The sequence below is a fragment of the Gemmata palustris genome (assembly GCF_017939745.1).
GTDB lineage: Bacteria > Planctomycetota > Planctomycetia > Gemmatales > Gemmataceae > Gemmata > Gemmata palustris.
In genome coordinates this window covers 4819197-4843751 of the sequence record NZ_JAGKQQ010000001.1, presented here as the reverse complement: position 1 = coordinate 4843751, position 24555 = coordinate 4819197, and the positions used below count along the sequence as shown (strand labels likewise).

General features: G+C 64.3%; 27 protein-coding genes and 1 pseudogene. 16 read left to right on the top strand and 12 right to left on the bottom strand.

Annotated features, from left to right (window positions below; all coding sequences use genetic code 11):
• Positions 1-176: 176 nt before the first annotated feature.
• The 4 genes from J8F10_RS19890 (at position 177) to J8F10_RS19875 (ending at position 4412) form a co-directional block, all read left to right on the top strand.
• Positions 177-1382 carry a site-2 protease family protein gene (locus J8F10_RS19890; protein WP_210656632.1) on the top strand — a complete coding sequence of 402 codons (1206 nt, stop codon included), beginning with the start codon at positions 177-179 and terminating at the stop codon, positions 1380-1382.
• Positions 1383-1598: 216 nt separating this feature from the next.
• On the top strand, positions 1599-2930 hold the full coding sequence (hisS, locus tag J8F10_RS19885) for a histidine--tRNA ligase (protein ID WP_390891146.1): 1332 nt from the start codon (positions 1599-1601) through the stop codon (positions 2928-2930).
• Positions 2931-2957: 27 nt separating this feature from the next.
• Positions 2958-3521 carry an HYExAFE family protein gene (locus tag J8F10_RS19880; protein ID WP_210656629.1) on the top strand — a complete coding sequence of 188 codons (564 nt, stop codon included), beginning with the start codon at positions 2958-2960 and terminating at the stop codon, positions 3519-3521.
• Between the two features lie 96 nt (positions 3522-3617).
• The gene (locus tag J8F10_RS19875; RefSeq protein WP_210656627.1) at positions 3618-4412 is read left to right on the top strand and encodes a sugar phosphate isomerase/epimerase family protein; all 795 of its coding nucleotides are present in this window, start codon (positions 3618-3620) and stop codon (positions 4410-4412) included.
• Positions 4413-4503: 91 nt separating this feature from the next.
• Here the strand turns inward: J8F10_RS19875 and J8F10_RS19870 are convergent, their stop codons facing one another.
• Complete coding sequence (locus J8F10_RS19870; protein WP_210656624.1) at positions 4504-5379, bottom strand: LysR family transcriptional regulator; 876 nt, start codon at positions 5377-5379, stop codon at positions 4504-4506.
• Between the two features lie 187 nt (positions 5380-5566).
• Between J8F10_RS19870 and J8F10_RS19865 the strand changes: the two genes are divergently transcribed.
• Both J8F10_RS19865 and selA read left to right on the top strand, forming a co-directional pair.
• Entirely contained in the window at positions 5567-5794 is a 228-nt protein-coding gene (locus J8F10_RS19865) for a hypothetical protein (RefSeq protein WP_210656623.1), read from the top strand.
• A 25-nt stretch (positions 5795-5819) separates the two neighbouring features.
• Positions 5820-7205: an L-seryl-tRNA(Sec) selenium transferase gene (gene selA / locus J8F10_RS19860; RefSeq protein ID WP_210656621.1), complete on the top strand. Its 1386-nt coding sequence runs from the start codon at positions 5820-5822 to the stop codon at positions 7203-7205.
• Here selA and J8F10_RS19855 read toward each other — a convergent pair.
• Positions 7183-8124 (bottom strand): HTTM domain-containing protein, encoded by a 942-nt coding sequence (locus J8F10_RS19855; protein WP_315854129.1) that lies wholly within the window; start codon positions 8122-8124, stop codon positions 7183-7185. The genes selA and J8F10_RS19855 overlap by 23 nt on opposite strands.
• A complete protein-coding gene (locus J8F10_RS19850; RefSeq protein ID WP_210656619.1) occupies positions 8121-8963 on the bottom strand; it encodes a hypothetical protein in 843 nt (280 codons plus the stop codon). Before J8F10_RS19850 ends, J8F10_RS19855 begins: the two co-directional genes overlap by 4 nt.
• 297 nt (positions 8964-9260) lie before the next feature.
• Here J8F10_RS19850 and J8F10_RS19845 point away from each other — a divergent pair, with 297 nt between their 5' ends.
• Positions 9261-10280 carry an aminomethyltransferase family protein gene (locus tag J8F10_RS19845; RefSeq protein WP_210656617.1) on the top strand — a complete coding sequence of 340 codons (1020 nt, stop codon included), beginning with the start codon at positions 9261-9263 and terminating at the stop codon, positions 10278-10280.
• 12 nt (positions 10281-10292) lie between these two features.
• Here the strand turns inward: J8F10_RS19845 and J8F10_RS19840 are convergent, their stop codons facing one another.
• From J8F10_RS19840 to J8F10_RS19825, 4 genes are all read right to left on the bottom strand, one after another.
• The gene (locus J8F10_RS19840; RefSeq protein ID WP_210656615.1) at positions 10293-10745 is read right to left on the bottom strand and encodes a universal stress protein; all 453 of its coding nucleotides are present in this window, start codon (positions 10743-10745) and stop codon (positions 10293-10295) included.
• Between the two features lie 32 nt (positions 10746-10777).
• Positions 10778-11626: an aminotransferase class IV gene (locus J8F10_RS19835; RefSeq protein ID WP_210656613.1), complete on the bottom strand. Its 849-nt coding sequence runs from the start codon at positions 11624-11626 to the stop codon at positions 10778-10780.
• Positions 11627-11845: 219 nt separating this feature from the next.
• Entirely contained in the window at positions 11846-12577 is a 732-nt protein-coding gene (locus J8F10_RS19830) for an ABC transporter ATP-binding protein (protein ID WP_210656611.1), read from the bottom strand.
• 90 nt (positions 12578-12667) lie between these two features.
• A complete protein-coding gene (locus J8F10_RS19825) occupies positions 12668-14278 on the bottom strand; it encodes an ABC transporter permease (protein ID WP_210656609.1) in 1611 nt (536 codons plus the stop codon).
• Positions 14279-14503: 225 nt separating this feature from the next.
• Between J8F10_RS19825 and J8F10_RS41120 the strand changes: the two genes are divergently transcribed.
• The 5 genes and pseudogenes from J8F10_RS41120 to J8F10_RS39070 all read left to right on the top strand — a co-directional run bounded on the left by J8F10_RS41120 (position 14504) and on the right by J8F10_RS39070 (position 15994).
• The gene (locus tag J8F10_RS41120) at positions 14504-14851 is read left to right on the top strand and encodes a transposase-like zinc-binding domain-containing protein (RefSeq protein WP_449267461.1); all 348 of its coding nucleotides are present in this window, start codon (positions 14504-14506) and stop codon (positions 14849-14851) included.
• The gene (locus J8F10_RS41115; RefSeq protein ID WP_449267460.1) at positions 14767-15063 is read left to right on the top strand and encodes an IS1 family transposase; all 297 of its coding nucleotides are present in this window, start codon (positions 14767-14769) and stop codon (positions 15061-15063) included. The genes J8F10_RS41120 and J8F10_RS41115 overlap by 85 nt, the downstream gene beginning before the upstream one ends.
• Before the next feature lie 114 nt (positions 15064-15177).
• Positions 15178-15264: pseudogene (locus tag J8F10_RS40865) on the top strand (transposase); the annotation flags it as partial.
• A 74-nt stretch (positions 15265-15338) separates the two neighbouring features.
• A complete protein-coding gene (locus J8F10_RS39075; RefSeq protein ID WP_246523452.1) occupies positions 15339-15491 on the top strand; it encodes a hypothetical protein in 153 nt (50 codons plus the stop codon).
• Positions 15492-15799: 308 nt separating this feature from the next.
• On the top strand, positions 15800-15994 hold the full coding sequence (locus J8F10_RS39070) for a transposase (protein WP_246522963.1): 195 nt from the start codon (positions 15800-15802) through the stop codon (positions 15992-15994).
• A 355-nt stretch (positions 15995-16349) separates the two neighbouring features.
• Here J8F10_RS39070 and J8F10_RS19810 read toward each other — a convergent pair whose 3' ends face one another.
• Positions 16350-16796 carry a hypothetical protein gene (locus tag J8F10_RS19810; protein WP_210656605.1) on the bottom strand — a complete coding sequence of 149 codons (447 nt, stop codon included), beginning with the start codon at positions 16794-16796 and terminating at the stop codon, positions 16350-16352.
• An 81-nt stretch (positions 16797-16877) separates the two neighbouring features.
• Between J8F10_RS19810 and J8F10_RS19805 the strand changes: the two genes are divergently transcribed.
• On the top strand, positions 16878-17708 hold the full coding sequence (locus J8F10_RS19805; RefSeq protein WP_246524361.1) for a metallophosphoesterase: 831 nt from the start codon (positions 16878-16880) through the stop codon (positions 17706-17708).
• Positions 17709-17710: 2 nt separating this feature from the next.
• Here J8F10_RS19805 and J8F10_RS19800 read toward each other — a convergent pair whose 3' ends face one another.
• The 3 genes from J8F10_RS19800 to J8F10_RS19790 all read right to left on the bottom strand — a co-directional run bounded on the left by J8F10_RS19800 (position 17711) and on the right by J8F10_RS19790 (position 19505).
• Positions 17711-18238: a hypothetical protein gene (locus tag J8F10_RS19800; RefSeq protein ID WP_210656601.1), complete on the bottom strand. Its 528-nt coding sequence runs from the start codon at positions 18236-18238 to the stop codon at positions 17711-17713.
• A 135-nt stretch (positions 18239-18373) separates the two neighbouring features.
• A complete protein-coding gene (locus J8F10_RS19795) occupies positions 18374-18901 on the bottom strand; it encodes a hypothetical protein (protein WP_210656599.1) in 528 nt (175 codons plus the stop codon).
• Positions 18902-18980: 79 nt separating this feature from the next.
• Positions 18981-19505, bottom strand: a complete 525-nt coding sequence (locus J8F10_RS19790) for a hypothetical protein (RefSeq protein WP_210656597.1) — start codon at positions 19503-19505, stop codon at positions 18981-18983.
• 164 nt (positions 19506-19669) lie between these two features.
• On the opposite strand from J8F10_RS19790, the gene J8F10_RS19785 reads away from it, so the two are divergent.
• Positions 19670-20935, top strand: coding sequence for an MFS transporter (locus J8F10_RS19785; RefSeq protein ID WP_210656595.1), 1266 nt, complete (start codon positions 19670-19672; stop codon positions 20933-20935).
• A 10-nt stretch (positions 20936-20945) separates the two neighbouring features.
• Here the strand turns inward: J8F10_RS19785 and J8F10_RS19780 are convergent, their stop codons facing one another.
• On the bottom strand, positions 20946-21983 hold the full coding sequence (locus J8F10_RS19780) for a GGDEF domain-containing response regulator (protein ID WP_210656593.1): 1038 nt from the start codon (positions 21981-21983) through the stop codon (positions 20946-20948).
• A 598-nt stretch (positions 21984-22581) separates the two neighbouring features.
• Here J8F10_RS19780 and J8F10_RS19775 point away from each other — a divergent pair.
• Positions 22582-23589: a sigma-70 family RNA polymerase sigma factor gene (locus J8F10_RS19775; RefSeq protein WP_052559479.1), complete on the top strand. Its 1008-nt coding sequence runs from the start codon at positions 22582-22584 to the stop codon at positions 23587-23589.
• Positions 23590-23666: 77 nt separating this feature from the next.
• The gene (locus J8F10_RS19770) at positions 23667-24548 is read left to right on the top strand and encodes a GNAT family N-acetyltransferase (protein WP_210656591.1); all 882 of its coding nucleotides are present in this window, start codon (positions 23667-23669) and stop codon (positions 24546-24548) included.
• The last annotated feature ends 7 nt before the right edge of the window (positions 24549-24555 follow it).

The window sequence follows — 24555 nt, the reverse complement described above, 5'->3', positions numbered from 1 at the left end:
CGAGAAAGTCGCAGGTTCTGGAATTCCGTGCCGAAGGTGCCGTGGAGAATCCGCCCTTTTGGTGAGCACGGACCCAGAACTTGGAGCGCGGAACTCTGGAACTGGTAACGTGTAAGATGGTAGATTAACAGTTGTCCGCCGACAACCCGTTCGCGGCGCGTGAGTGAGTGAGTCCGATGCGCGATCCGATGAGTTGGTCGATCCCGCTGTTCCGACTGTTCGGCATCCAGGTCCGCGTCCACATCTTTTTCTTCATCGTCACGCTCGGTCTGTTCTACCGGCAGATGGTCCTGACGCAGTACGACAACGTCTCGTGGGTGGACAAGTTCCTGCTCGCCGTTGTGGTCCTGTTCGGGATCATTTTGTTACACGAATTCGGTCACTGCTTCGGGGCGCGGTACGTCGGGGGCGACGCGCGGGAGATCCTGATCTGGCCACTGGGCGGGTTGGCGTTCACGGAAATCCCGCACCGGTGGAAACCGCTGTTCATTACGGTCGCGGCCGGTCCCGGGGTGAACGTACTTATTTGTCTCGTATGTGCGGGCGGGATACTCGCCGCTGGGTTCGTCCCGACCCTCGATCCGACGATCGACCCGCACCGCATCGAAGCGAGCAAGCTCCACGACAGCCGCACCTACACGAGTTCGTACAGGGTGAAGCTCTACAAGGCCGGCACCGCCGAGGAGCCGACCCTCGACGAATTCCGGGATAAGGTGAAGGAGTACGAGGCGCGACACGGCAAAGACTCGCTCCCGAAGCCCGCGAACGCGGATGCGTACACCGCCGCGGTTGCGAGCATGGGCTACGAACGGGCCGTGCTCCCGGGGTGGGTGGTGTGGGCGTACCGCATTTTCTGGCTCAGTTGGCTGTTATTCCTGTTTAACATGCTCCCGGCTTACCCGCTCGATGGCGGGCAGTTGCTCCAATCAATCGTTTGGGCGCGAACCGACCACCGGCGCGGCGTTGTCGTTGCTGCGTACACCGGGTTCGCGGTCGCTATTGTGTTCCTGATCGCGTCCATCGGGTGGAACGAGTCGTTGCTCATGGGGCTCGCGCTCTTCATGCTGTATTCCGCTTCGATGAAGCTGATGCAGTTGGAGATGGACGAGGGGCCGTTCGGGTACGATTTCTCGGCGGGCTACACGAGCCTGGAGAAAGACGACGAGCCGGCCCCGCAACCGAAGCGCCCGGGGCCGCTCGCGCGGTGGTGGCAGGCGCGCAAGGCTCGCAAGGTCGCGCGCGAAGTGGAAGCGAAACAGCGCGACGAGGAGCGCATGGACCTGCTCCTCGAAAAGATCGCCCGCAGCGGCCAGGGGTCGCTCACCGACGAGGAGCGCCAGTTCCTCAAGCGCGTCAGCGCCCGCAAGCGGAACACGTCATAAAACGAGAGTTTGGATTTACCCCACCGGGGTAAGATTCCTCAGCCCAGGGCAACGCCCTGGGTAGGAGCGACACGCCCCTTGATGGGGGGCAGCGACGGGCAAGACGGTTCGTCGTCGGTGCCCGTGATTTGCACCGGTACCTACCCAGGGCGTTGCCCTGGGCTGAGGAATCTTACCCCGCCGGGGTACAGAGGAAGATAAGGGACAATGTCTAATCTGATTACCCCGCGAACTCTGTCCGGGTTCCGCGACTACTTGCCGTCGGTCATGCTCGCGCGCGAAGAGGTGCTGCGCCGCGCCCGCGAGGTGTACCGCTCCTACGGCTTCACCCCCATCGACACGCCCGCGTGCGAATCGCTCGACGTGCTGCTGGGCAAGGGCGGTGACGAGTCCGACAAGCTCGTGTACCGCGTCCTGAGCGCACGCGGCGACAAAGCGGAGATGGGCTTACGGTTCGACCTCACGGTGCCGTTCGCCCGGTTCAGTGCGCAGTACATCAACGAACTCGGCACGCCCTTCAAGCGCTACGCGATGGGGCCGGTGTGGCGCGGCGAGCGCCCGGGGCAGGGACGGTACCGTGAGTTCTGGCAGTGCGACTTCGACACCATCGGCACCACCTCCAACGCTGCCGACATCGAAACGGCGCTCGTCATCAATGACCTGTTCACTGCGATCGGCTTCGACAAGTTCGAGATCCGCGTCAACAATCGGCTACTTCTCAATGGGCTGCTCGAACTGAACGGCCTCGCGGGTAAAGCGGAGCCGCTGCTCCGTTCGCTTGACAAACTGCCGAAAATCGGTCGCGAAAAAGTGGCCGAAGAGATGGTGAAAGAAGCCGAGGTGACGGCTCTGCAGGCCAACGCAGTTCTTGATTTGGCAGAAACGACTGGTGCGAACGCGGACGTACTGAACAAGGCGGAAGCGTTCTTCAGTGCGTCGCCGAACGAGAAAGCCGCCGAGGGTATTCGTCGGTTGCGCGAGCTACTTACGGTCGCGAAGGCGGCCGGTGTTCCCGAAGAGCGCATCAAGATCGATCTGAGTATCGCGCGCGGGCTGGATTACTACACCGGCACCATTTACGAAACGTTCCTCACCGACTTACCGGGCATCGGGAGCGTGTGCAGCGGCGGTCGCTACGACAACCTCGCGAGCAAGTACACGAAGCAGGTGCTTCCCGGGGTGGGGGCGTCGCTCGGCGTGGACCGACTCATCGCCGCGATGGAAGAACTAAAACATCCGCTCCTCACGGGGCAAACCACTCCGGCGCAAGTGCTGATCGTGAACTTCGACGCGGCCCGCCTGGGTGACTACCAGCGCATCGCCCGGGCGCTCCGGGCCGCGTGCGTGAACGTCGAGGTGTACCCCGACACAACGAAGAAGATCGGGACGCAGTTCGCCTACGCCGAGAAGCGCGGCTTCAAACTCGCGGTGGTCGCCGGCCCCGCCGAGTTCGAGCAGGGCGTGTGGAAGGTTAAGGATCTGGCGAAGCGCGAAGAGACCGCGGTCCCGGAAGCGGAACTGGTCGAACGCATCAAGCAGCAGGTCTAGTTGCGACTTGCCGCGGAACGCAGCACCATGAAGTCCGACAACCACTACGAGGTGGCGTTCGATGCGTACCTGCGCCAGCGCGGGGCCGCAGTCGTTCCCGTGGTGGAATCGCGCCGCAGCTACCTCGATGCCGACGAAGTGAAGTCGCCGGACTTCATTGTGATTAGCCCGTGCGCCGCGAAGCTCGTGGTGGACGTGAAGGGCCGCAAGTTTCCCGGCGTGGGGAAGGGCGGGAAGTCGCGCAACAGTTGGCAGAACTGGTGCGAGCGCGAAGACGTGGAGAGCCTGCTCCGCTGGGCGGACAAGTTCGGCGACGGGTTCCGGGGCGTGCTCGCGTTCGTGTACGATCTGGCCCTGCACATCGAATTGCCCCACCGCACCCCAGATGTGTTTGTGTTTCGTGGCCGCGTGTACCTGTTGCGTGGCGTGTCCGCGATCGACTACCGCGCCCACATGCGCACCCGCAGTCCGCGTTGGGGCACCGTACACCTAGCGACGGATGATTTTCGCACACTCGTGAAGCCGATCTCACACTTCCTCGCCCCACCGCCCGACGTGATAGAATTGACTACGGAAGCCGTTCTGGGCTGACCGCACGGACGATTTCGTTCGCACGTTCAGAGCGCTTCCTCGTGCGGTCCTTCCGCGCGAAGCTCCACACCGGCCGTTCGTCAAAGATTGCGACCCATGAAGCCTCTCAAAATCGGGATCGTTGTCGAGTCCACGCAGTTACCGCTGCGCCAGGCGATCGAGTCCGCGGCGCGAATGGGCGCGGGGGGAATTCAGGTAGACGCCACCGGTGACCTCTCGCCCGATGCGCTGGGCGCAACCGGTCGGCGCGAGTTCCGCAACCTGCTCCGGTCGTTCGAGCTCGAACTCGCCGCGCTGAACGTGCCGGTGCGCCGCGGGTTGGACGTCGCCGCCGATCTTCAGCCGCGCCTGGAGCGGGTCCGCAAAACGATGCAGTTCGCGTTCGACCTCGGGGCGCGCCGGGTCGTTGTCGCGTGCCCCAAGCTGCCCGACGATGCGACCACGCCGCGTGCGCAACTCATGCGCGAATCGCTCCTCGCGCTCGGCGGGTACGGTGACCGCGTCGGGTGTCTCGTTGCGCTGGAGGTCGGCTATGACCCGGCCGAGAAGGTGAAAGAGTACCTCGCGGGGTTCGATGTGGGCAGCCTGAAGGTGACATACGATCCGGCGAACTTCCTGTTGCACGGTCACGACCCCCTCGCGAACCTGATGCCCCTCGAAGGTATGGTGGCGCACGTTCACGCCCGCGACGCGCGCTCGGCGGGCGTGAGCCGCGGGTTACAGGAAGTCCCGCTCGGCGCCGGCGATCTCGACTGGATGGCCCTTACTGCGACGCTCCAAGTGCTGGAGTTCGATGGGTTCCTCACGGTCGAGCGCGAGCAGGGCGAGAACAAACTCGCCGACGTAATCAACGGCGTGAAGTTCCTCAAGCGCTTCGCGCTGCCGGTGTGAGGGAGCCCGGGTGAACCCCGCCCGCAAGGGCGGCGGGTGGACGCGAGTGAACCTCGACCCGCCGCCCTTGCGGGCGGGGTCACGGGATGCCTTATTTCTTCGCCACGTCCACAAGCGCCCGGAGCGACGGCGGCCGGAACCGCTGTTTGTGCCAAATCGCGCACAACGTTCTCGTGGGGATCGGCTTGCCCAGCGGTCGGTACACGCACTGCTTACCCGTGTCCGCGGTCGCGGCCATTTCGGGGACGATCGACACGCCCTGACCGGCCGCGACCATCGCCAGCAGCGTGACGATTTGCTCCCCCCGACACACGACGCGCGGTTCCAGGCCGCCCCGGTGACACAGGCTCAGCACCTGATCGCCGAAACAGTGCATGTCGTCGAGCAGGATGAACGGTTCTTCGAGCACGTCCGCCAACCGGACTTCGGCCTTCGTCGCGAGCCGGTGCTTCGCGGGTAGCGCCATCACGAGCGGTTCCGAAAACAGCTTCTCGACGTGCAACCGGTCGTCGCGGATCGGCATCGCCATGAGCGCGACGTCGAGTTCGCCCGCGAGCAGGTCCGCGAGCAGTCGTTCCGTGAGGTCTTCCTTCAGTTGAAGTTGCACCGCGGGGTGGTCCTTGCGAAATTGCGTGACCATCGAGGGGAGCAGGAACGGCGCGACGGTGGGGATCGCCCCGACGCGGAGCGTACCGCCCTCGGCCGAATCGCGTACCGCACGCTCGGCCTCCTTCACCGCCCGGAGGATGCCCTGGGCGTGGTCGAGCAGCTCCCGCCCCGCGTCGGTGAGAACGACCTTGCGCCCCAGCCGGTCGAAGAGCCGGCGGTTCAGGCCGTGCTTCTTGCTCTCGAGCCGCATGATTTGCTCGCTGAGCGTCGGTTGCGTCACGCTCTCGCGCTCCGCGGCGCGCGTGAAGCTGCCCGTCTCGGCGACCGCGACGAAGTACCGGAGTTGGTGAATTTCCATAGCCACTTCCGATGAGTGATTTAATTTGCATTGCTAGTACCAGTTCTATCACACGGGGCGCCCGCGGGGAAGTCGGTACACCTGGGTGTTGCGAACGGGGTGCGGAGCGGCGAGAATTGTGTCGGGAGCGCAAAATATGCGATCCCGGGCAGCGAAGCGCAGGATGAACTCACTTCCGGGGTGCCCCATGTCGATCGAAGACGCCATCGCCAAGGATCTGGTCGCGGTGCTGTTCGTGACGTTCCTTTTCGGCGGCGGGGCGCTGTGGCTCATCGTGGCAACAGTGGCCGAGCAGTGGCGCAAACTTCGTGTCGCCGAGCGCAACGCGGCCCTGAAACAATCGATGGTCGAGCGCGGGTACCGCTCGGACGAGATCGTCCGCGTGCTGAACGCGGCCAGTAGCGACGGGCAGTGACCCGCGCCCCGTGTACACTGTTCGCATGAGTGATAATCCGTTCCGCGACCTGCCCTCCGTAACGAAAGTGCTCAGCGCGCCCGCACTCGTAGGGGCACGCGAGCGCCATTCACCCGACGCAATCACCGCTCAAGTTCGTGCCGCACTCGATGCGATCCGCGTCAGACTCGTGGCCGGCGAATCACTCGCGCTAAATGTCGATGCAATCGCGATCGAAGTGCTCGCCGCGCTTGATACGCAGGGGGCACCCGTGATCCGCCCCGTCATCAACGCGACCGGCGTCGTACTCCACACCAACCTCGGCCGCGCCCCACTTCACGAGGATGCCGCCCGCGCCGCCTACGAAGCCGCGCGCGGGTACCTCAATCTCGAACTCGACCTCGTCACCGGGAAGCGCGCGTCTCGACAGGGGAATGTTCGCGCGGGCTTGAAGGCCATTACGGGCGCAGAAAGCGCGACCGCGGTGAACAACTGTGCGGCCGCCACGGTGATCGCACTTCGCGCGGTCGCGCAGGGGAAAGAGGTGATCGTTTCGCGCGGGCAACTGGTCGAAATCGGCGGCAGCTTCCGCATCCCGGACGTGATGGCCGTGAGCGGCGCCACTCTGCGCGAAGTGGGTACCACGAACATTACGCGGTTGAGCGACTACGAGCGTGCGATCACTCCGAACACCGCCGCTTTGATGCGGGTGCATTGCAGCAATTACCGCGTCCGCGGGTACACCAAGTCCGTGGAGCTTGTGGAACTGGTCGAACTCGGCCGCAAGCACAACCTTCTGGTGATCGACGACGCGGGGAGCGGCCAAGCAATCGACCTCGCGCCCTTCGGGTTGCCGGGCGAGCCGCTCGTTTCGGCCAGCATCTCGAGCGGCGCGGACCTCGTACTTTTTAGTGGCGACAAGCTCCTCGGCGGCCCGCAGTGCGGCATCATCGTGGGGAAGACCGCACTCATCCAGCAAATCGAACGCGACCCGCTCATGCGCGCGTTCCGACTCGACAAGATGACGCTCGCCGCGCTCGAAGCGACCTTGCTGCTTTACCGCGATCCGACGAAGGCGATTCGTGACGTGCCTGTTCTGCGCATGCTGACCACGCCGCCGACGGACCTGAAGCGCCGGAGCGATGCGTTCGCGGCGTGGGTGCGGGCGATTCCCGGGGTGACGGTCGGGGTGTGGGAGGACGAATCGTTCGTCGGTGGTGGTTCGCTCCCGGATGTGAGCGTGCCGACGACAGTACTCGGGCTGAGCGCGGAGGGGTTGAGTGAAACCGAATTCGCGTCGCGGTTGCGCACGGGAACGCCCGCGGTGGTGACCCGCGTGCAGGACGGCCGCGTGCTGCTCGATCTGCGCTGCGTGTTTGAACGCCAGGAAGCCGAACTGCTGGACGCAATCACGCTAGCGGTTCAGAAGTAACTGCTGGACGGTGCCATCGTTCCCACGGGACGAACAGCGCATAGAACGAGAGCGAGTACAGCGCGAAGTGCCCCACTTCCAGCGTGAAGAACGTCAGCACGTGGAACACGACACCCATCCATAGTGTGAGTGCGTGCGTTCGGCGAAAGGCGATCAACAGCGGGAACGCAAGCTCCCACGCGACCGCGACCCACGAACTGAGTCGGTGGGCGAACACGGGCAGATACGGACTCAGGTTCGGTGTCAGGCACCATTCCAGATCGTGGTTCACGAAGTACATCACGTACCCGGTTTGCCAGCCCGGTGACAGTAGCTTGTAAACACCGCTGAAAACGTACATGCACGCGAACTGCACCAACAAGACCTTCGCGGGCCACCCGGGAACCAGCACCCGCCCCACGCGCCCGTTTCTGCGTACCGATTCCACGCCCCACACGGCCCCCGATCGACCGATGGCAACGGCCAAGAACAGCGAGTTGCGGATCTGATCGCCGCCGTTACACAGCCCGGGATTGATGTTCCAGAACGATATCGCGCATGCCCAGCACACCAACCCGCTTGCGAGCGGTCGGTAGCCAACTAACAGCGCGAGCGCGGCCAGCGCCCACACGCTCAGGAGGGCTGCCGGTCCCCACGCGGCCGGCAGTACGCGCAACAGCGACCAGTAATAGTGCCCGTCGCGAAATCGCCACGAATACGCACCCGGACCGCCGAGGCCATTCTCCGAGAAATGCGCTGCGAATTGCGGCAAACACGCGATTCCGATATCGAGCAGCGCGACCACGGCGACCGCGATCCGCAGCGCGGCCATGCGCTCCGCCGGTACCGGGCGTAGGAGCCAGTGCCAGCGGTTTAACATTCCCAGCAACCGAGGTTGGGTGCCGACGAAGCGCGGTTCGGTTTCGGTGGGCTTGGTCACGGCGGCGTCACCGCTTTCAAGCGAACGAATCGTTCCCCCACCGGGTCATACCCTTCGAGGGGCAAATCGCCCGGTTCTTTCGCCCCGTCCGGGAACCACCGCGCGAACGGGCGCTCGAAGATCGGCCGTCGGGGTGCGCCGGGCGGGGCGTGAGGTAGTGGAGTTGGGATGTAGCGGAAGATCATCACCACTTCGGTCGGTGTTGGCGTGCCGGGATTCGCAGTTTGGTACGAACGCATCTTCCACGCGAGCCAGTGGCAGATCAGACTCTGGTTGTCGCGCACGCGGTCGGGGAGGCGCTTCCAGACTTCGGGGCGCGCGGCCACTGTTTCAGGGTCCGCGTGCCAGCCCAGCATCGTGATGTTGGCTTCGTAATTGAACTCGCGGTCGTGGATCAGTGGCCAGCGCGGGCGAGGATGATCTGGGTCCGGTGGGCTGAACCGCGATTCGACACGCACATTCGGTCGGTCCGCGAACCGCAATTCCGCGATCGGAACCACCGTGTGCGGCGGGAAGTCCGGGGTGAACATGTTCCACCCCTGCTCCTGTCCGCTCACTTCGCCCCACAGCGCGAACACGTCGCCCGCGCGCTCACTCGCGCTCTGTACGGCGTCGTTATTTGTGAACCGGCCCCATCGCTGCGTGGCGCTGAGTTCCGGGTACTCGTCGGCCAGCGTGGACCGGCGCGGGATGAACTCAAAGAGGTTGGCGAGCGGCGGGAACGCGATCTGCCATAGCGCGAATAACCCGATGAGCCAGGGCACGATTCCCGGCTTGGCGGCTGGAACGGGTGGGCTGTTGTCGTTGAGCTTCAAGACGTGCCTGCGGGTTCGTGGCACGGGCCGATCCTGTGTACTAGCGGGCGAGGACTCGAACTCGCGCCGCGAGATAAAGCTCAAGTGTAGCTATCGAAGCGTTGAGAGGAACCGTTCAGGTCCGGGGAGCCGAGTTATCACGTAGCGAAGCCGCGCGACAGATTTAGGTGCGATTCTGTCACTTGGTGGTCGCGAGAAACGGGCATTTCGGAAAAGTCGCACGCCTTCGCTCGTGTGGTGGGGCAACTCCTTCCTCCGTGTGCGTAAAATACTCGCGTCGGGCTCCTCGCGTTCACGGAACACAGACTCACGGACCGTTCGATGACACTCGCAACTTCGGTTCCTGCAGCAGAGTATCAGGCCGCGATCGCTGGCGCCGCGCTCTTCGACACCTCCGCGTCCGCGAAGCTCGTGCTGACCGGTCCCGACGCGCCGATGTTCCTCGGCAACCTCAGCACCAACGACATCAAGGCTCTCCCGCTAGGCGGCGGGTGCGAAGCGTACTTCTGCGACGCCCGCGCGAAGGTGAAGTTTCAGGCCTGGATCTACCACATCCGGCTGAGTGATGATCGCCACGCGATGTGGATCGAAACCACTCCCGGCCGCAACACCGAACTAGTGCAGTACCTCGACCGTTACCTCATCTCGGAGCAGGTGGAAATCGCCGACCGCACCGCGGACTTCGCCCAATTTCACCTCGCCGGGCCGAAGGCCGCATCTGTTCTTGGGGCCGCTCTCGGCGAGTCGGTGCCGGAGTTGCCCGCGTTCGCGCACATGGAACGCACGTTCGGGCAGGGGGCCACGTGCTCGCTGCGGCGGCGCGATCAACTCGGCGTGCCGGGCTTCGACATCGTGTGCCGAACGGATGTCGCGGACGGCGTGAAGCGCATGCTTATCGCGGCCGGTGCGACGCCCGCGAGCGCGGACACGTTCGAGACGCTCCGCATCGAGGCCGGCACACCCGTATTCGGGAAAGACATTGACGAGAACCGGTTCGTGATGGAAGTGGGGCACGCGCCGCGCGCGGTCAGTTACGCGAAGGGCTGCTACTTGGGACAGGAACCGATCGTGATGGCACGCGACCGCGCCGGGCACGTGAACCGCGCGTTTCTGGGCCTGAAGGTGTTGGAAGGTGGACCACTGCCCGCCGGGTCAAAGGTGTTCCGTGACGGCCAAGAGGTCGGACTGGTCACATCGAGTTGCCCGTCCCCGCGGCTCGGCGCGCCGGTCGCGCTCGCGTACCTCAAGTGGAAGCACCAGGAGCCGGGTACGCGCATGGAAGCCGAAACCCCGACGGGCCGGCAACCGGTGGAAGTGTTGGGGCTTCCGCCGGTGAAGTGACGACAGCGAATGTCAGCACGCCCCGGGCCGCACGGTGAGTACGGGGCACGAGGCGTGGCGCACGACCATTTCTGCCACGCTGCCGAGCAGCACGCGGGCGATTCCCCCGCGCCCGTGTGTCGCGATGCACACGAGATCGACGTGCAAGTCTTTCACCGCAGCGACGATCTCGTGCTCCGGCGAACCGAGCCGCACTTCCGCGCGCGGCTTGTACTTTTCCAGCTTCATTGCGGTAATGAGGTTCGCGAGGCCGATTTTGCCGGCATCGGCGAGCGCCTGAAAGTCGGTCATCGGTGCAGGCGTGGGCATCACCGCGTCCGGGAGAGCGAGGACGGTATCGGGGACGACGTGGAGCAGAACGAGTTCGGCCCCGAACTTGTCGGCGAGCTCGGCCGCGTACCGCACGGCCAGGGCCGCGCAGTCGCTGAAATCGGTCGGAACCAGGATGCGTCGAATGGTAATCATCGGTGCGGCTCCTTTCGGGCTACACCGTTATTCTATCGCGATTTGCCGCGCGTAAGTTGTTGATACCCTTCGCGAATCGCGCGCGTGACCGGCCCTTCGCCTCCCGTGCGGACGGGTGTACCGTTCACGCGAATGATGCCGATGACACCACACGCAGTGCCCGCAATGAATGCCTCTTCCGCCGCGAGCAGGTCTTCGAGCGTGATCGTGTACTCCGCAACGACCAACCCCGCGTCGCCGGCCATTGCCGCGACCGCGAAGCCCGTCGCGTCCTCGGGTTGCCCGCCCGCGACGACGAGCGCGCCGTCTTTCACCGCGAACAGGAACCCTTCCGTCGCACCAACAAGGTGCCCGGCGCGGTCCAGAAACAGTGCTTCCAGGCAGCCGTTTTGTAGCGCGTGTTGCTTCGCACGGACGACGTGAAGTTGATTGAGTGTGCGGAACCGGTGCGCCGGGTTCTCGGTGTCGAGTACCAGCGGCGAAACGACCGCGTGGAGCCCGTGACCAGCGAGTTCGTGCGGGAACGGCTGGTACTCTTCGGCGATCACGATGACTTGCGGTTCGATCTTTCGAGGGTCCGGGCCGATCGTCCCCGGTCCGCGCGTGACGATGACGCGAACGTAGCCCTCGGTTCGGGCATTCGCCTTCGCTGTGGCTTCGATCGCCGCGAGTAATTCGGCTTCTGAAAGCGGAACGTCGATGCCCACGGTCTGTGCTGCGGCGAAAAGAATGCGGATGTGGTGCGGCGCGCGAAAAAGTTGGCCGTTGAAGATCCGCAGATGCTCCCAAACGCCATCGCCGTACAGCAACCCGTGGTCGAACGGGCTGACGCGGGCGTCGAGCTTGTCGGTGAGCGTGCCGTTGATCCAGAGGAGCGACATGGGTTGTATTGTAGGGTGGGTCGAGCCGGCTCTGCGGCGAAGGCCCACCGCAGCCCGTGGTAATGGGCGTGGGATTGGCCCGCTGATGTGCCTTCCGTACCAGTGGTTGTGGTGGGCTACCAACCCGGTACCACCACAGAGGCTGATGTGCCTTCCGTACCAGTGGTTGTGGTGGGCCTTCGCCGCAGAGCCGGCTCGACCCACCCTACGTCACGGCCATCACACCGCCGCTAACCGCGGTTGAAACGGCTGGTGCGGGGCCGGCGTGTCGTCTGTCACGACCCCGCCCACCATCCGCACCACGCGATCCGTTGCAGAAACGATGTCCGTGTTGTGCGTGACCATCACAATGGTCACGCCCTCGTCGCGGTTGATGTCGCGCAGGAGGCGCACGATCTCGCCGCCGGCTTGGGCGTCGAGGTTCCCGGTCGGTTCGTCGGCGAGCAGCACGCGCGGGTTCATCAGGAGCGCGCGGGCGATCGCGGTGCGCTGCATCTCGCCGCCGGACAGCTCGCGCGGCCGGTGCTTGAGCCGGTGCCCCAAACCCATCTTGTTGAGCAAGTCTTCGGCCCGCCGGCGCCACTGGCGGCGCGTCTGCCACCAATTGAGGACCGAGTTCCCGATGTACGCCGGCATCAGCACGTTGTCGACCGCGTTGAGTTCGGGGAGCAGGTGGTAGAACTGGAAGATGTAGCCGAACGTGCGGTTCCGCAGGCGGTCGCGCTCGCGGGCCGGGAGGTTGTCGATGCGCTTCCCTTTGAGCATGACGCGCCCCGCGTCCGGCGCGTCGAGCGTACCGAGCAGGTGCAACAGCGTGCTCTTGCCGGAGCCGGACGCGCCCACGATGCTCAGGAACTCGCCCGTCTGCACTTCGAGGTTCAGCCCGTTCAGCACCCGCACCTGGACGGCGTGCCGGCGGTACGTCTTTTCGAGCTTTTCGGCGGTCAACATAGTTCCAGGTTCCAAGTTCCGGGTTCCAAGTTAATACGCGCGATACAGGCTCCAGCAACTTGGAACTTGGAACCTGGAACTTGGAACTGACTATTCAAATCTCAAGGCCCGGACCGGGTGCAGCGTTGCCGCGCGCCAGGCCGGGAGCAGGCTGAACGTGGACGCGATGAGCACGGCCCCGACGTTCACGAACACCAGGTTCAGCAACTCGACGTTGGTCGGGATTTCCTTGAAGTAGTACACGTCCTTCGGGAACAGCGCCGCGCCCGTTTGCCGTGTCAGGAACGCTTCGATTTCGTTGATGTACCGGGTGATGGTCAGCCCGAGCGCGGTGCCCAGGCCGCACCCGACGGTACCGAGCAGGAGCCCGTAACCGAGGAAGATGCTCATCACGCCCCAACTGCTCGCGCCCAGCGATTTCATGATGCCGATGTCGCGGTACTTCTCGCTCACGATCATGGTGAAGATCGCGAGGATGCTGAACCCGGCGACGCCGATAATCATGAACAGGAGTATGTTCAGGATGCTGCGCTCCACTTCGATCGCGGAGAGCAGCGGCCCCTGGAGTTCCTCCCAGGTGGCGACCTTGGCTTCGCGGTGCGGGAAGTATTTCCGCAACTCCTCGCACACGGCGGCCTTGTCCCGGTCGTAGTTCTTCAGCTTGATCTGGAACGCGGTGGCCCGGTCCGCCATGCCGCGGATGCTCTGCAACTGGTCGAGCGGGACGTAGACGTAGCTCTGGTCGTACTCGCTCATCTCCGTCTTCAGGTAGTCGGCGACGTAGAAGCTGCCCCACACCGGCTTGAGGTCTTCACCGCCCGCGGTGGTGAGGATCACGTTGTCGCCGGGCGCCAGCGCGACCTCCTCGACCATCTGGCCTTCTTTGTTGTGGTAGCGGAAGTGCGCGAGGCTGTGGCCCACGATGACGCCGTGCATCTTCGGCTGCGGGATGCCGACGGCAACGTCCATTTTCGGTTCGGGGATCGCACCCGGCAGCGGCGGTACGAACGTCTTTTCGGTCTTCGGCTGAACGACCTGACCGCTCTCCCGGTCGTGCCGCTTCCGGTTCCATTCGATGCGCTGGAGCGCATCCGGCGTGAGATCGAAGTTCGGATGCGGCGCGTTCTTCTGGCGATCGAGGTACTCGGAGAACCCGCCGACCGCGGTGCGGCTTTCGGCATCGATACCGATCAGGCGCACTGGCTTGGCGACCACCCGGCCGTAGTCGTCGCGGAACTGGAGAACAGCGAACGTTTCGATGGTGGGCGTGACGGCCGCGATCTTATCGCCCGCGGGACCGGTCTGGATCTCGTGCGCGATCCCGGCCGGGGTCAGATACCGTCGGGTGGTCAGAGTTTTGCCGTTCGTCGTTTCGACAACTAGTGCGTGCGGGGTCCGCTCCCGGTTCACTTCGATCGACCCGCCATGAACGAAGCGCGGGTCCGTTCCGAACTTCTTGGCCTCATCTGGTGTGAGGTCGCGCGTCGTTTCGCGGACGATGTCGAACCCGTCGGGGCGGTCCGTATCGACGACCAAATCGGACAGCACGCCGTGGAGCCGGTCTTTGAGCTTGGTGCTGAACCCGCTCATCACCGCGTTCACCACGATCAGCGTCGCCACGCCGAGCATCACGCTCACGATGCAGATGAACGCCAAGTAGCGGGTTTGCAGGTAACGGACGCAGAGGAGCAGCTTGTACACGGCAGTCCTTCCGACCAGTGTGCGCGCGAGTGTGGTGTGAACACGGTCTGGGGTGCTTGTAACAAGACCGGTGGTCGAGGAAAAGGCCAAGAGCGAGGGAGTTGAAGGCGGGAGGGACAGAGCAGATCAAGTATGGAGGGAAGGGCGGAGATCAGCAGGGATCAGAGGGAGATTTGGGTTTCAGCCCCGGATGGGGTGTAAGCGGGTAGTGGCCCACCGGTTGGGATTGCTCTAAAGTGTTGGGATGCTGGACGCAACACCCCTCGTCCCCCGATTCCGCCGTGCCCCCGGTGCGGTGCGACCCATGTGGTGCGCAACGGTCTCACCCACTCGGGCACTCCGGGGTTCCGGTGCCGGGGTGCGACCGGCGGTTCGTTGCGGACCCGAAGACCGGACCGGTCCCGGAGGCCACGAAGGATCTGGTGCGGCGCCTGTTGGCCGAGCATGGGAATCCGGGCCATCGCGCGGGCCGTCGGGGTGTCCCGGTCGTGGCTCCAAGGGTTCGTCAACGAGCTGTATCGACAGGAGACCCCACGAGCCGGGACCGCCCCAAAAAGTGCGGCCCGGTCGTGATCGAGGCCGACGAATTGTGGAGCTTCGTGGGTTCCAAGGGTGATGTCCATTGGGTCTGGGTAGCCCTGGACTTGGGCACCCGGCGGGTGCTCGCAATGGTTCTCGGGGACCGGTCCGCAGCCACGGCCCAACGGCTCTGGGACGCGCTCCCGCGGGGTACCGGACCGGGGTCACCGTGTACACCGACTTCCTCGCCTCGTACCGTGGCGTGATCCCACGCGCCCGGCATCGACCCGTGGGCAGGACACGGGCCTCACCGCCCACATCGAACGGTTCTGGCTTAGTGACTGTCCCATAAGGGGCAGTTGGGGTGGGTAAAATGGTTCATGAGAACCCAATCCTACCCGAGCGATGTAAGCGACGAGCAGTGGAGGTTAATCGAGCCTCACATCCCGGTCTATCCGGGCGGTCGGCCCCGCACGACCGACCTGCGGGATGTCGTCGATGCCGTGTTCTACATCTTGCACCGGGTGCCAGTGGCGCTTGCTTGCCCAAGGACTTCCCGCCCAAGTCCACGGTCTGGCGGTACTTCGACGAGTGGCGTCACAACGGTACCCTCGACACCATACACGACCTGCTCCGCAAGAAGGTCCGCACCCAGGAGAAGCCGCATGCCGCGCACCACGGCGAGCGTCGATAGCCAGTCGGTGGACACGACCTCCGGCGGCGAGCAGCGGGGCGGGACAACGCCAAGAACGTCGACGGGCGGAGCGCCACATCGTCGTGGATTCCTTGGGGTTGCTGCTGGCCGTGCTGGTGACCGCCGCGAGCGTGGACGATGCCCAAGCCGCGCAGGAACTGTTCCCCGCTTGGAGGGACAGCCGGTCGGCAAGGTGGTGCGGATGTACGCGGACAGCAAGTACCACAACTTCGCCCTCTACGCGTGGGTCGAGGACAACGCCCGGTGGGATCTGGTCATCGTGCCGCCCGAGGGGGTCGAAGGGGTGGGTGAAGCTGCCGATCCGGTGGACCGTGGAGCGCACGTTCGCGTGGCTGGGCACGTGCCGGCGGCTCACCAAGGACCGGGAGGAAAGCGTGATGTCAGCGGAGGCGTTCATCAAACTGGCCATGATCCACCTCATGCTCAACCGACTCGAACCCAAATATGCCGACCCCGAATTCCAATATCACAAAGCCGCGTGACAACCCCTTATGGGACAGTCACTTACCCTGAGACAACGATGCGCCCGACTCGTGCAAGACTCTCACGTTCTCCAAGTGCCCCAGGAACCACCTCGGCGCGCTTGTGGTATTTCATACGCCTGTACAACGAATCCCGACATTAGGGCCACTACCGTAAGCGAGTAGCCAGGGGTGGAGCGCAGCGCAACCCCTGGCGAACTGTCGCAGCGAGAAAATACCCCAAAACATGGGTTTCGCAGGAGCCCGCCAGGGGTTGCGCTACGCCTTCGTCTCCGCGTCACCCCTGGCTACCATCGGTCGCCCCATCCGGGGCTACAATTCTGTCCTCTGTCCTCTGTCCTCTGTCCTCTGTCCTCTACTCCTTATCGCCCCAAACCTGGACACCGAAACCGTTTAGGTCGATGTCTTCGCCCTTTTCGGCCTCTCCGGGTCCGCCGCGATCGACCGACAACCGCAGGTACGCCCAGAAGCTCGTTTTCTCGCCCTGCATGTCGTACCCGCTCGCGTCCGTGTCGGCTTCTAACAGCCAGCGCCAACTTCTGCGCTCGTCCTTTCCGCCGTCGGTGGCTTCCTCCTGCCAGCCCTTCAGTACGCGCGACAAATTCTGGAGCGCGGATCGCCAGCTCTTGTTCTCGGTAATGTGGAGCCGCAATTCGTCCGGCGCGGCCTCAAGAGTGATGTTGGACACCGCTTTGAGGGCATCGAACATTTTGTGCTCGATCGCGGAGCAGCGCCACGGCGACCACAAATAAAAAGTCACGCTCGGCGCTTCCATTACTAACCCGAACAGGTCCACCCGCATGGCGGCTCTCCGCGTTTCAATCGAATAACATGCCTGTGTGCAATCTAGCTCGTAACGAACACGCGGAGAAGGTGAGAGGTGATGCAATTGCCCGCCCGGGTCGGTTACCCCGTTATTGCGATCGGCGATTTGCACGGGCGCGTCGAGTGGCTCGACAAACTCGTCGCGAAGTTGCGCGCCCGACCCGAGTGGCCGGACGCGAAGCTCGTCTTCCTCGGCGACCTCGTGGACCGGCACCCCACGGTGAAGGATCTCGTGTCGCGCGTGATCGAGTTGATCGCCGAGAAGCCCGGGAGCACGTGCGTGATGGGGAACCACGACCTCGCGCTCGTGAGGGCCGCCGGGTTGGGCGGTCCGCCCGCCGCCTCGTGGGTGCGCCGGTACGCGACCAACTACGACCACAACTGGACGTTCCGCAGTTACCTGGGGCGCACGGCGGACTACATGCCGCAAGGGAAGTGGGAGCAGGAACTCGCCGAACTCAGGGCCGCGATGCCGGAGGAGCACCGGGCGTTCCTCGCGAATTTGCCCTGGGTCGCAGAAGCCGAGGGGCACATCTTTCTGCACAACGGGTTGTCGCCGGAACTGGACTGCCCCGCAACAGTGCAACTCGCATGTGCGCACAACAAAATCTGGGACCGTGCTGTTGTGAACCCGCGGTTCGGCACCGATACGGATCGGATGTTCAACCCGGACTACCCGGTGTGGCTCGGCGCGGACAAGCGACTCTCGGAGAAGCCGCTGCCGTTACCCGGAAAGGTGCAAGTGAGCGGGCACATCAAGCTCGACGCGCCCGACGCGAACGGCGTCCGCATCCGCATCGACACGAGCGGCGGCGTGCGCGAGCCGCTCACCGCGTGTGTCCTCACCGGCCCGGGCGCGGAGCCGGTGTTCGTGTTCAGCAACGGGTGACCTCAACGCAAACCGGCTCCCGCGAAACCGATCAACAGGAGCGGAATGGCTATAACAATGGCGATCGCGAACATGATTAGGTATTGGAACAGTACCACCAAGCAGGCACGCGGGAACGTGGTCGGCAGCATCTGGGTCAGGACACTGGCAGCAATCAGGAAACCAAGTACGATTTGAACCCCTTGTATTAGCAGCATGGCCCCTTGGTTGTTGGCCAGTCCCCCGGCTCCCGCGACTCCGCTGAGCACGAGGCCGCCGACAAACCCCGCGAGCGCGTTCACGAGCACGATCACCACGGCTCGGTTGAAGGTCGGTGCCGGGATCGCTGTTTTCGTGTTTCGCTTCCGTGGCCGCTGGGGGTCCTCGTCCTCCCAGTCGTCTTCGTAGTCATCGTACCGGCTGGGCGGCACCGGCAAGCACTTGTTCGTGATCGCGACCGCCGCCATAAGAAGGGCGGCCCCGATCAGTAAGCCGATGGGGATCGCAAAAACCAAAACAACGCAAATTAAACCGAGGGCGGCTTCAGCCACGGTGGTCTCCAAACGGAATGTCAGGCCAAAGTTGGTACGGAGGGGCGCTGATTAATCATTTGATATGCACGAGACTGTAAGGTTCCACTGGTTCTGAGCAAGAGTCGGTCCGGGTTCCGCGTTGGCATTCGTGCGTCACGGCCCAACTGCGCTCCAGGCGAGGAGCACCGCGACGCCGGCGATGAGCGCGATGACGAGTGTGGCCGCGTAGTTCAGGAACGCGACCAGTGCCGCGCGCCTGAGCGTGGTCGGCAGGAGGCTCGTGAGGAGCGCCGTGAGAGCCAAATACGACGCGGGCAGGCAGAAGAATATCAGCGCGAAGGGAACCCATTCGTCCGGCCCGCCGAGGTCGTCGAACACGGAATACTTGATGAATACCACAAACCCGTAGCAGCAGACGTCGACGATTCCCGTGAGAAAAGTGGTGAGCATCCCGGTCGCGAACCCCGGCTCGGGGATCACGCGGTCCGGGTGCGTTCGCGCTTTCGGGGCCGGTTCGTCCGAGTCCCAATCGTCCCACTGACCGAACGTGTCGGGCGGCTTCACCGGGCCGATGATGCGATTGGCAAACGACACCGCCAATCGCAGGATGACCGCGCCGATCAACAAGCCCACGAGCACCCCGATCAGCACGCCCCCGCACCCGAGTAACTCCACGCCCATTTGCGGCCTCGCTGCGCGACAGAACGAATGGCGCATCGTACCCGGTGCGCTGCGCGCGGGCTATCGGATTCGAGCGCTCCTATTCTTCGCCGGCCAGACCCTTGATGAACGCGACGAGGCCGAGAATGAACAAGATCGGCGGGTAAAAGAAGATCCAGTCGTTCATGAGGCCGGCGATGAACCAGACGACGGCGATCAGCATCGCCAGAAGTCCACCGGCCACCCCTCCGGTGGCAACTCGGCGCTCGATCCTGAAATTGTCGTGTTGTGGCGGGCGATTTGATGACCCCCGCTTGAACTTCTTTCTCTTCTTTTGGGGCCGTTCTTCTTCCTCGTCGTCTTCGTCGCGGCGCGACTTCGCCACACTGTAGCCGCGCCGGTCGTCCTCGTCGTCCTCGATTCGGGACGCCACCGGTCTTGCGACCGGTCGGGCCTTCGGTGCGGGCGCGGGTGGTTCGGCCGGGTCTTCGACAATCTCGAACTGTGGTTCCGCTTCGGGCGCGGTACAGACGGCGTCGCACACGGGGCACTTCACCCGGCGCCCGGCGTGCTCGTCCGCGACGCGGAGAACTTTTCCACACGCGCAATCGAAGGTTATGGGCATGACGGCTTCCGATGGAACGCAGTAACGCGGGAGTGCTCAACAGTTGAACCCGTGGTGCGCGAAAATGCAAGCGCGGTCGGGCGCCGGGGCGCATCCCGGCGCGCGTTGTTCCGGGTGTGGTTGATACAACACCCGTGGGGACGCGGGTGCTAGCGGGAGATGTGATGCTCGGTTCGGTGCCAGGACGGCTCGCCGCGATGATGTTCCTGCAATACTTCGGGCTGGCGGCGCTGATCGTTCCGCTCACCCGGTACCTCCAAACTGCGGCGGGCGCGGGCGGACTGGGGTTCAAGCCCACGCACGTCGGCTACATCTACATGACGTTCTGCATCGGCGCGATCGTGGCGCCGATGGTCGTGGGGCTGCTCGCGGACCGCTGGTTCGCCGTGGACCGGGTGATCGCGGCCGCGCACACGCTGATGGCAATCCTGATGGGCGGCGCCGCGGTGTGGTGCGACACCTACGACGGCGCCACGGCGAATCCCGACGACGCGGTCTGGCCGCTGTTCGTACTCGTGCTCGGCTACGCGATCGGCACGCAAATCACACTCACCCTCGCCGTCGTTATCAGCTTTCGCAACCTGCCCGACGGGGACGGATCGTTCTGGTACGTGCGGCTCGTCGGCACGGTCGGTTGGGTCTTCGCGGGAATCGCGACGGGCTGGGTCATGAACCCGATCTCGCCGCAGCCGCTGTACCTGTCGGCGGTCACCTCGGGCGTGCTGGCGGCGTTCGCGCTGGCGCTGCCGCACACGCCGCCCAAGGGCCACGGGCGCCCGATCCGCGAGGTGATCGGGCTGCCCGCGCTCAAGATGCTCCGCGACCGATCGTTCGTGGTGTTCGCGGGCATCCTGCTGCTGTGCAACATGATGAACCAGTTCTACGGTCTGTTCGTTTCGCCGTACTTGAAGGATCTCGGTGTAGAAGTCGACCTCGGCGCATACGGGCGGCTCGCGCCGGAAGTGATTATGACGCTGGCGCAGGTGTGCGAGGTCGGGTGCATGGCGGCGACTCCGTGGCTCCTGCGCCGGTTCGCACTGAAGCACCTCATGTTACTCGGGCTGGCCGGTTTAGTTTTGCGCAACGCCCTTTTGTACATCGCGAACGTACCAGCGGTGGTGGCGGTAGCGCTCCCGATGCACGGGTGGGGGTACGCCTTCTATGGGCTGCTCGGCTCGTACTTCGTGGACCGCGAGGCGCCGCCGCACCTCCGCGCCGGTGCGCAGTCGTTGGTCACGTTCCTGGGCAGCGGCCCGGCCGTGCTGGTGGGTAACATCCTCGCGGGAAACGTGGTGCAGGCGAACCGAGTTGAGAACGCGACCAACTGGTCGGTGGTGTGGGTCGTGCCGCTCGTGGGATACGTCGTTGCGCTGGTGGTGTTCGCCGTTCTGTTCCGCGAACCGCCGGCAGGGGCGGAAGACGAGGAATGAGGGGCACTCGTTACGGCGCCATCGGGGGCAGAATGAGGCGGATCACGGCGCGGTTCCGGCCGGACTCCTTTGCTTCTTTCAGCGACTGCGCGGCGACCTCGCGGAGTTGCTCGTAGCCCGCGGACGTACTGGCCTCTGCGACCGCCACGCCAATGCTCACCGTCATGCGGATCGTGTTGCCCAGGTACACGGTCTGTGCGGCCTCGACGCTCGTCCGCAGGCGCTCCGCGAGAACCTCGGCCCCATCGACGTCCGTTCCCGGGGCGAGCACCATGAACTCTTCGCCGCCCACGCGCCCGAGCGAGTCGGTGGTGCGGATCGACGACTGCAGAATACCCGCGAGCCACACGAGCACCTGGTCGCCGGCGATCTGCGAATAGTCCTTGTTCACGCGCCCGAAGTGGTCCGCGTCGATCCAGAGGACCGCAATCGGGCCGGGGAGTCGCGTGCGGCGCTGCAGCTCTTTACGCGCGATCGCGTCAATCGCGCGCCGGTTGGCCAACCCGGTCAGGGGGTCGGTCGCGGCCATTCGCTCCAGAATCGCGTTCGCCTGTTGGAGCTGTCCCAGGGCGTGTTCGAGTTCCTGGGTCCGCGTCTGGACGCGCTGCTCCAGTTCGAGGTTCAGTTTGCGCAACTCGTCCAGCAAGTGCTCGTGGCTGCGCTCAAGGAGCAGGCCCCGGGAGATGGCCCGGAGCGTTTGAATTAAGTCTTCCGAGCGCCAGGGCTTGAGTACGAGCCGGTGGACCTGGCTGTGGTTGATCGCGTCCACCGCGTCCTGCATTCGGGCGGTGCCGGTAATCAGCACGCGGGCGGTTCGCGGCGCGGTCCGGCGCACCCAATCGAGAAGGGAGAGGCCCGTTTCGTCGGGCAACTGGAGGTCCGACAGGACGATGTCCACGGACCGCTTCGAGAGGATCGCGCGCGCCTGCTCGGCGCTACAAGCAGTGATAACGTCGAAGTCGCCCCCGAGTTGGCCCGTCAGAATGGCCAGGATCGCGGGATCGTCGTCGACGGCGAGAGCCGAGCACTTGTACCGGGTCACGTTCATGAACGGCCCCGCCCCCAGCGAAGCGGAAGCTCGCGGCAGCACGCGATGCATGTTTGGAATCTAGTACACAACTGGCCGCGAGGTCGCGCCGCGATCACAACTTTAAGCGAAGAGGTAGAAAAATCCGGTCAGGCGGTCTAGTGAAGTTTGCGAACTGGTGGGGTTTCTGGGAAGTCGCGCCACAGGAAGTAATGTTATCTGAGGTTGAAAATCGAGTGAAGGTGGCTTGGAGAAAAAGTCGATTTTGTGTGTCTTGCCGCTTGATCGGCGGAGAAATACCGCCTACAATCGGCTGACAAATGGGGGCGGACCCCCGGAATACCACGCGACACGAGCCGTACTGCCGCCGGCTCGAGTGAGCACTCGCGCGAAGCTACTCGCTCGACGGAATCGCCTTCGCCCGGCTGACTTATGACTCGCCGGATCGGAACGAGACCGTTGATTCGCCGAGACTCTCAACTCGAGTCGGGGATTTTTTTTCCCCTCGCCAAAAATTAATGTGCGAGGCAATGCTGCCGCTGTGTCCCGTTTGTAAGCTCCGGCGCGAAACCCGGTAACCATCCACGAACCTCATCTGACGTAACAGGAAACGGCCACCATGAAGACTGCCAGGCGTAAGCGATCCGGTCAATCTGCGAAGGTCGATGACACCTCACTGACGACCTTTTCCTCGGACCTGCTGACGCCCGAAGAAGAACGTGAATTGCTCACGAGCTTCTGGGATTGCAAGAGCGAACTGGTGCGTGTGCTGCTCCGCCATTACCCGAACGAACTCCGCGCCGTGCGCCCGCCGCTCGAACCGTGGCCGATGGCCCAGTTCATCCGCGAGCACTGCACGGACGCCCGCTGCGACGTGATCGCCGTCCGCCGCCTCCGCGACCGCTACGTCCACTACAAGCACCGGCTCGCGAGCGCCAACATCCGCCTCGCCGCCCACGTTGCCAAGCGGTTCCGCCACCACAGTCTGGCCTACTCGGACCTCCTCCAAGAAGCGGTTTGCGGCCTGATGCAGGCCATCGATCGTTTCGACGTGAGCCACGGTACCCGGCTCGCGACTTACGCGACGTGGTGGATTCGGCAGACGCTCCAGATCGCGGTCGCCCGGCAGTCGCACCTCGTGAGCCTCAGCCCGCACCACCTTCAGGAACTCGGCCTCCTTCAACAGGAGAGCGAAGCTCTTGCTCACGGCGGCAAGCACCTGCCCAGCCCGCAAGAACTCGCCAGCCGCACCGGGAGCTCGCTCGAGCACCTCACGCACCTCCAGACCGCCACCCGCACCCCCGTCAGCCTCAACGCCGTCCTCGACGACGACAGCGATTTCAAGCTGACCGAGGCCATGCCGGACACGGGCACCCTGGTGATGCAGGAGAACAACGAGCGGCAAGAAGCGCTCGGGTTCCTGATGGAAAACCTGCGCCCCCGCGAGCGCAAGGTGCTGGACCTCCGCTTCGGGCTCACTGGTAACGGCACCCACAGCCTGCGCCAGATCGGTCATCTGCTCCGTATTTCGAAGGAGCGGGTCCGCCAGATTCAGAACCGCGCGCTGGAAAAGCTGAAGGCCAACGCCGAGCGCGTGGGCTGGGAGCCGACTCTGCTGCTGGAGTAAGTGTTCGTGCTGTGATACTCTGAAGGCCCGCCCCATCCGAGTGAAGGGGCGGGCCTCCTTCGTTTCCGGAGCGCCCCGTGAACGATTCCTCGCCCTGTCAAGTCGACGAACCGTTCCGCGTGCGGTCCATCGCGCGCGACGAGATGCGGCTCTTTTTCGAGTGGGCCAACGGCGAGGGATGGAACCCCGGGCGGTTCGACGGCCCGTGCTTCCACGACGCCGACCCCGCCGGAATGCTCGTCGCCGAGTTACACGGCGAACCGGTCGCGTCGATCTCGTGCGTGCGCTATCCGGGTGATTTCGGGTTCGTCGGTCATTACATCGTGCGGCCGGAGTTCCGCGGGCGCGGGCTGGGGTTGCGCTTGTGGACTGCGGGCCTGGCCCGGCTCGCCGGGTGCAACGTCGGCCTTGATGGGGTGCTCGATCAGGTCGCGAACTACGAACGATCGGGCTTTCGTGCCTCACACCACCACGTCCGCTACGGGGGAAGTATCAGCGGATTGCCGCTGGTAATCCCTCCCGCTCTCAAACTGGTTCGGCTCGATACGGTGTCGTTCGCGGACGTGCTCGCATACGATCGCGAGTGCTTCCCCGTGGATCGGGCCGCGTTCCTCCGAAGTTGGGTCGCGCAGCCGGAGGCCGTGGCTCTCGGGGTTCTGCGCGGTGGGGAACTGGCCGGTTTCGGGATTGCTCGCGCCGCCATCACGGGGCACAAGATCGGGCCGTTGTTTGCGGATGACGTGCAGGTGGCCGAGGTTCTTCTGTTGGGACTGGCGAAGGAAGTCGGTGGGCCGGTGGTGATCGATGCCCCCGACACCTCAGTGCAGGCTTACGCAGAACCGCTGGTCCAAGGACTCGGGATGACGGAAGTATTTCGCTGTGCGCGAATGTACACACGCGGGCGCCCCGCAATGGCGGACCACAAAGTGTTCGGGAACACGTCGCTCGAATTGGGCTGAATGGTTT

What these genes read in the sequence shown, in the direction of transcription:
- J8F10_RS19890 (WP_210656632.1), top strand. Translation starts at nt 177, where the DNA reads ATGCGCGATCCGATGAGTTGGTCGATCCCGCTGTTCCGACTGTTCGGC.
- J8F10_RS19880 (WP_210656629.1), top strand. Translation starts at nt 2,958, where the DNA reads ATGAAGTCCGACAACCACTACGAGGTGGCGTTCGATGCGTACCTGCGC.
- J8F10_RS19875 (WP_210656627.1), top strand. Translation starts at nt 3,618, where the DNA reads ATGAAGCCTCTCAAAATCGGGATCGTTGTCGAGTCCACGCAGTTACCG.
- J8F10_RS19870 (WP_210656624.1), bottom strand. Translation starts at nt 5,379, where the DNA reads ATGGAAATTCACCAACTCCGGTACTTCGTCGCGGTCGCCGAGACGGGC.
- J8F10_RS19865 (WP_210656623.1), top strand. Translation starts at nt 5,567, where the DNA reads ATGTCGATCGAAGACGCCATCGCCAAGGATCTGGTCGCGGTGCTGTTC.
- selA (WP_210656621.1), top strand. Translation starts at nt 5,820, where the DNA reads ATGAGTGATAATCCGTTCCGCGACCTGCCCTCCGTAACGAAAGTGCTC.
- J8F10_RS19845 (WP_210656617.1), top strand. Translation starts at nt 9,261, where the DNA reads ATGACACTCGCAACTTCGGTTCCTGCAGCAGAGTATCAGGCCGCGATC.
- J8F10_RS19840 (WP_210656615.1), bottom strand. Translation starts at nt 10,745, where the DNA reads ATGATTACCATTCGACGCATCCTGGTTCCGACCGATTTCAGCGACTGC.
- J8F10_RS19835 (WP_210656613.1), bottom strand. Translation starts at nt 11,626, where the DNA reads ATGTCGCTCCTCTGGATCAACGGCACGCTCACCGACAAGCTCGACGCC.
- J8F10_RS19830 (WP_210656611.1), bottom strand. Translation starts at nt 12,577, where the DNA reads ATGTTGACCGCCGAAAAGCTCGAAAAGACGTACCGCCGGCACGCCGTC.
- J8F10_RS19810 (WP_210656605.1), bottom strand. Translation starts at nt 16,796, where the DNA reads ATGCGGGTGGACCTGTTCGGGTTAGTAATGGAAGCGCCGAGCGTGACT.
- J8F10_RS19805 (WP_246524361.1), top strand. Translation starts at nt 16,878, where the DNA reads ATGCAATTGCCCGCCCGGGTCGGTTACCCCGTTATTGCGATCGGCGAT.
- J8F10_RS19795 (WP_210656599.1), bottom strand. Translation starts at nt 18,901, where the DNA reads ATGGGCGTGGAGTTACTCGGGTGCGGGGGCGTGCTGATCGGGGTGCTC.
- J8F10_RS19790 (WP_210656597.1), bottom strand. Translation starts at nt 19,505, where the DNA reads ATGCCCATAACCTTCGATTGCGCGTGTGGAAAAGTTCTCCGCGTCGCG.
- J8F10_RS19785 (WP_210656595.1), top strand. Translation starts at nt 19,670, where the DNA reads ATGCTCGGTTCGGTGCCAGGACGGCTCGCCGCGATGATGTTCCTGCAA.
- J8F10_RS19780 (WP_210656593.1), bottom strand. Translation starts at nt 21,983, where the DNA reads ATGAACGTGACCCGGTACAAGTGCTCGGCTCTCGCCGTCGACGACGAT.
- J8F10_RS19775 (WP_052559479.1), top strand. Translation starts at nt 22,582, where the DNA reads ATGAAGACTGCCAGGCGTAAGCGATCCGGTCAATCTGCGAAGGTCGAT.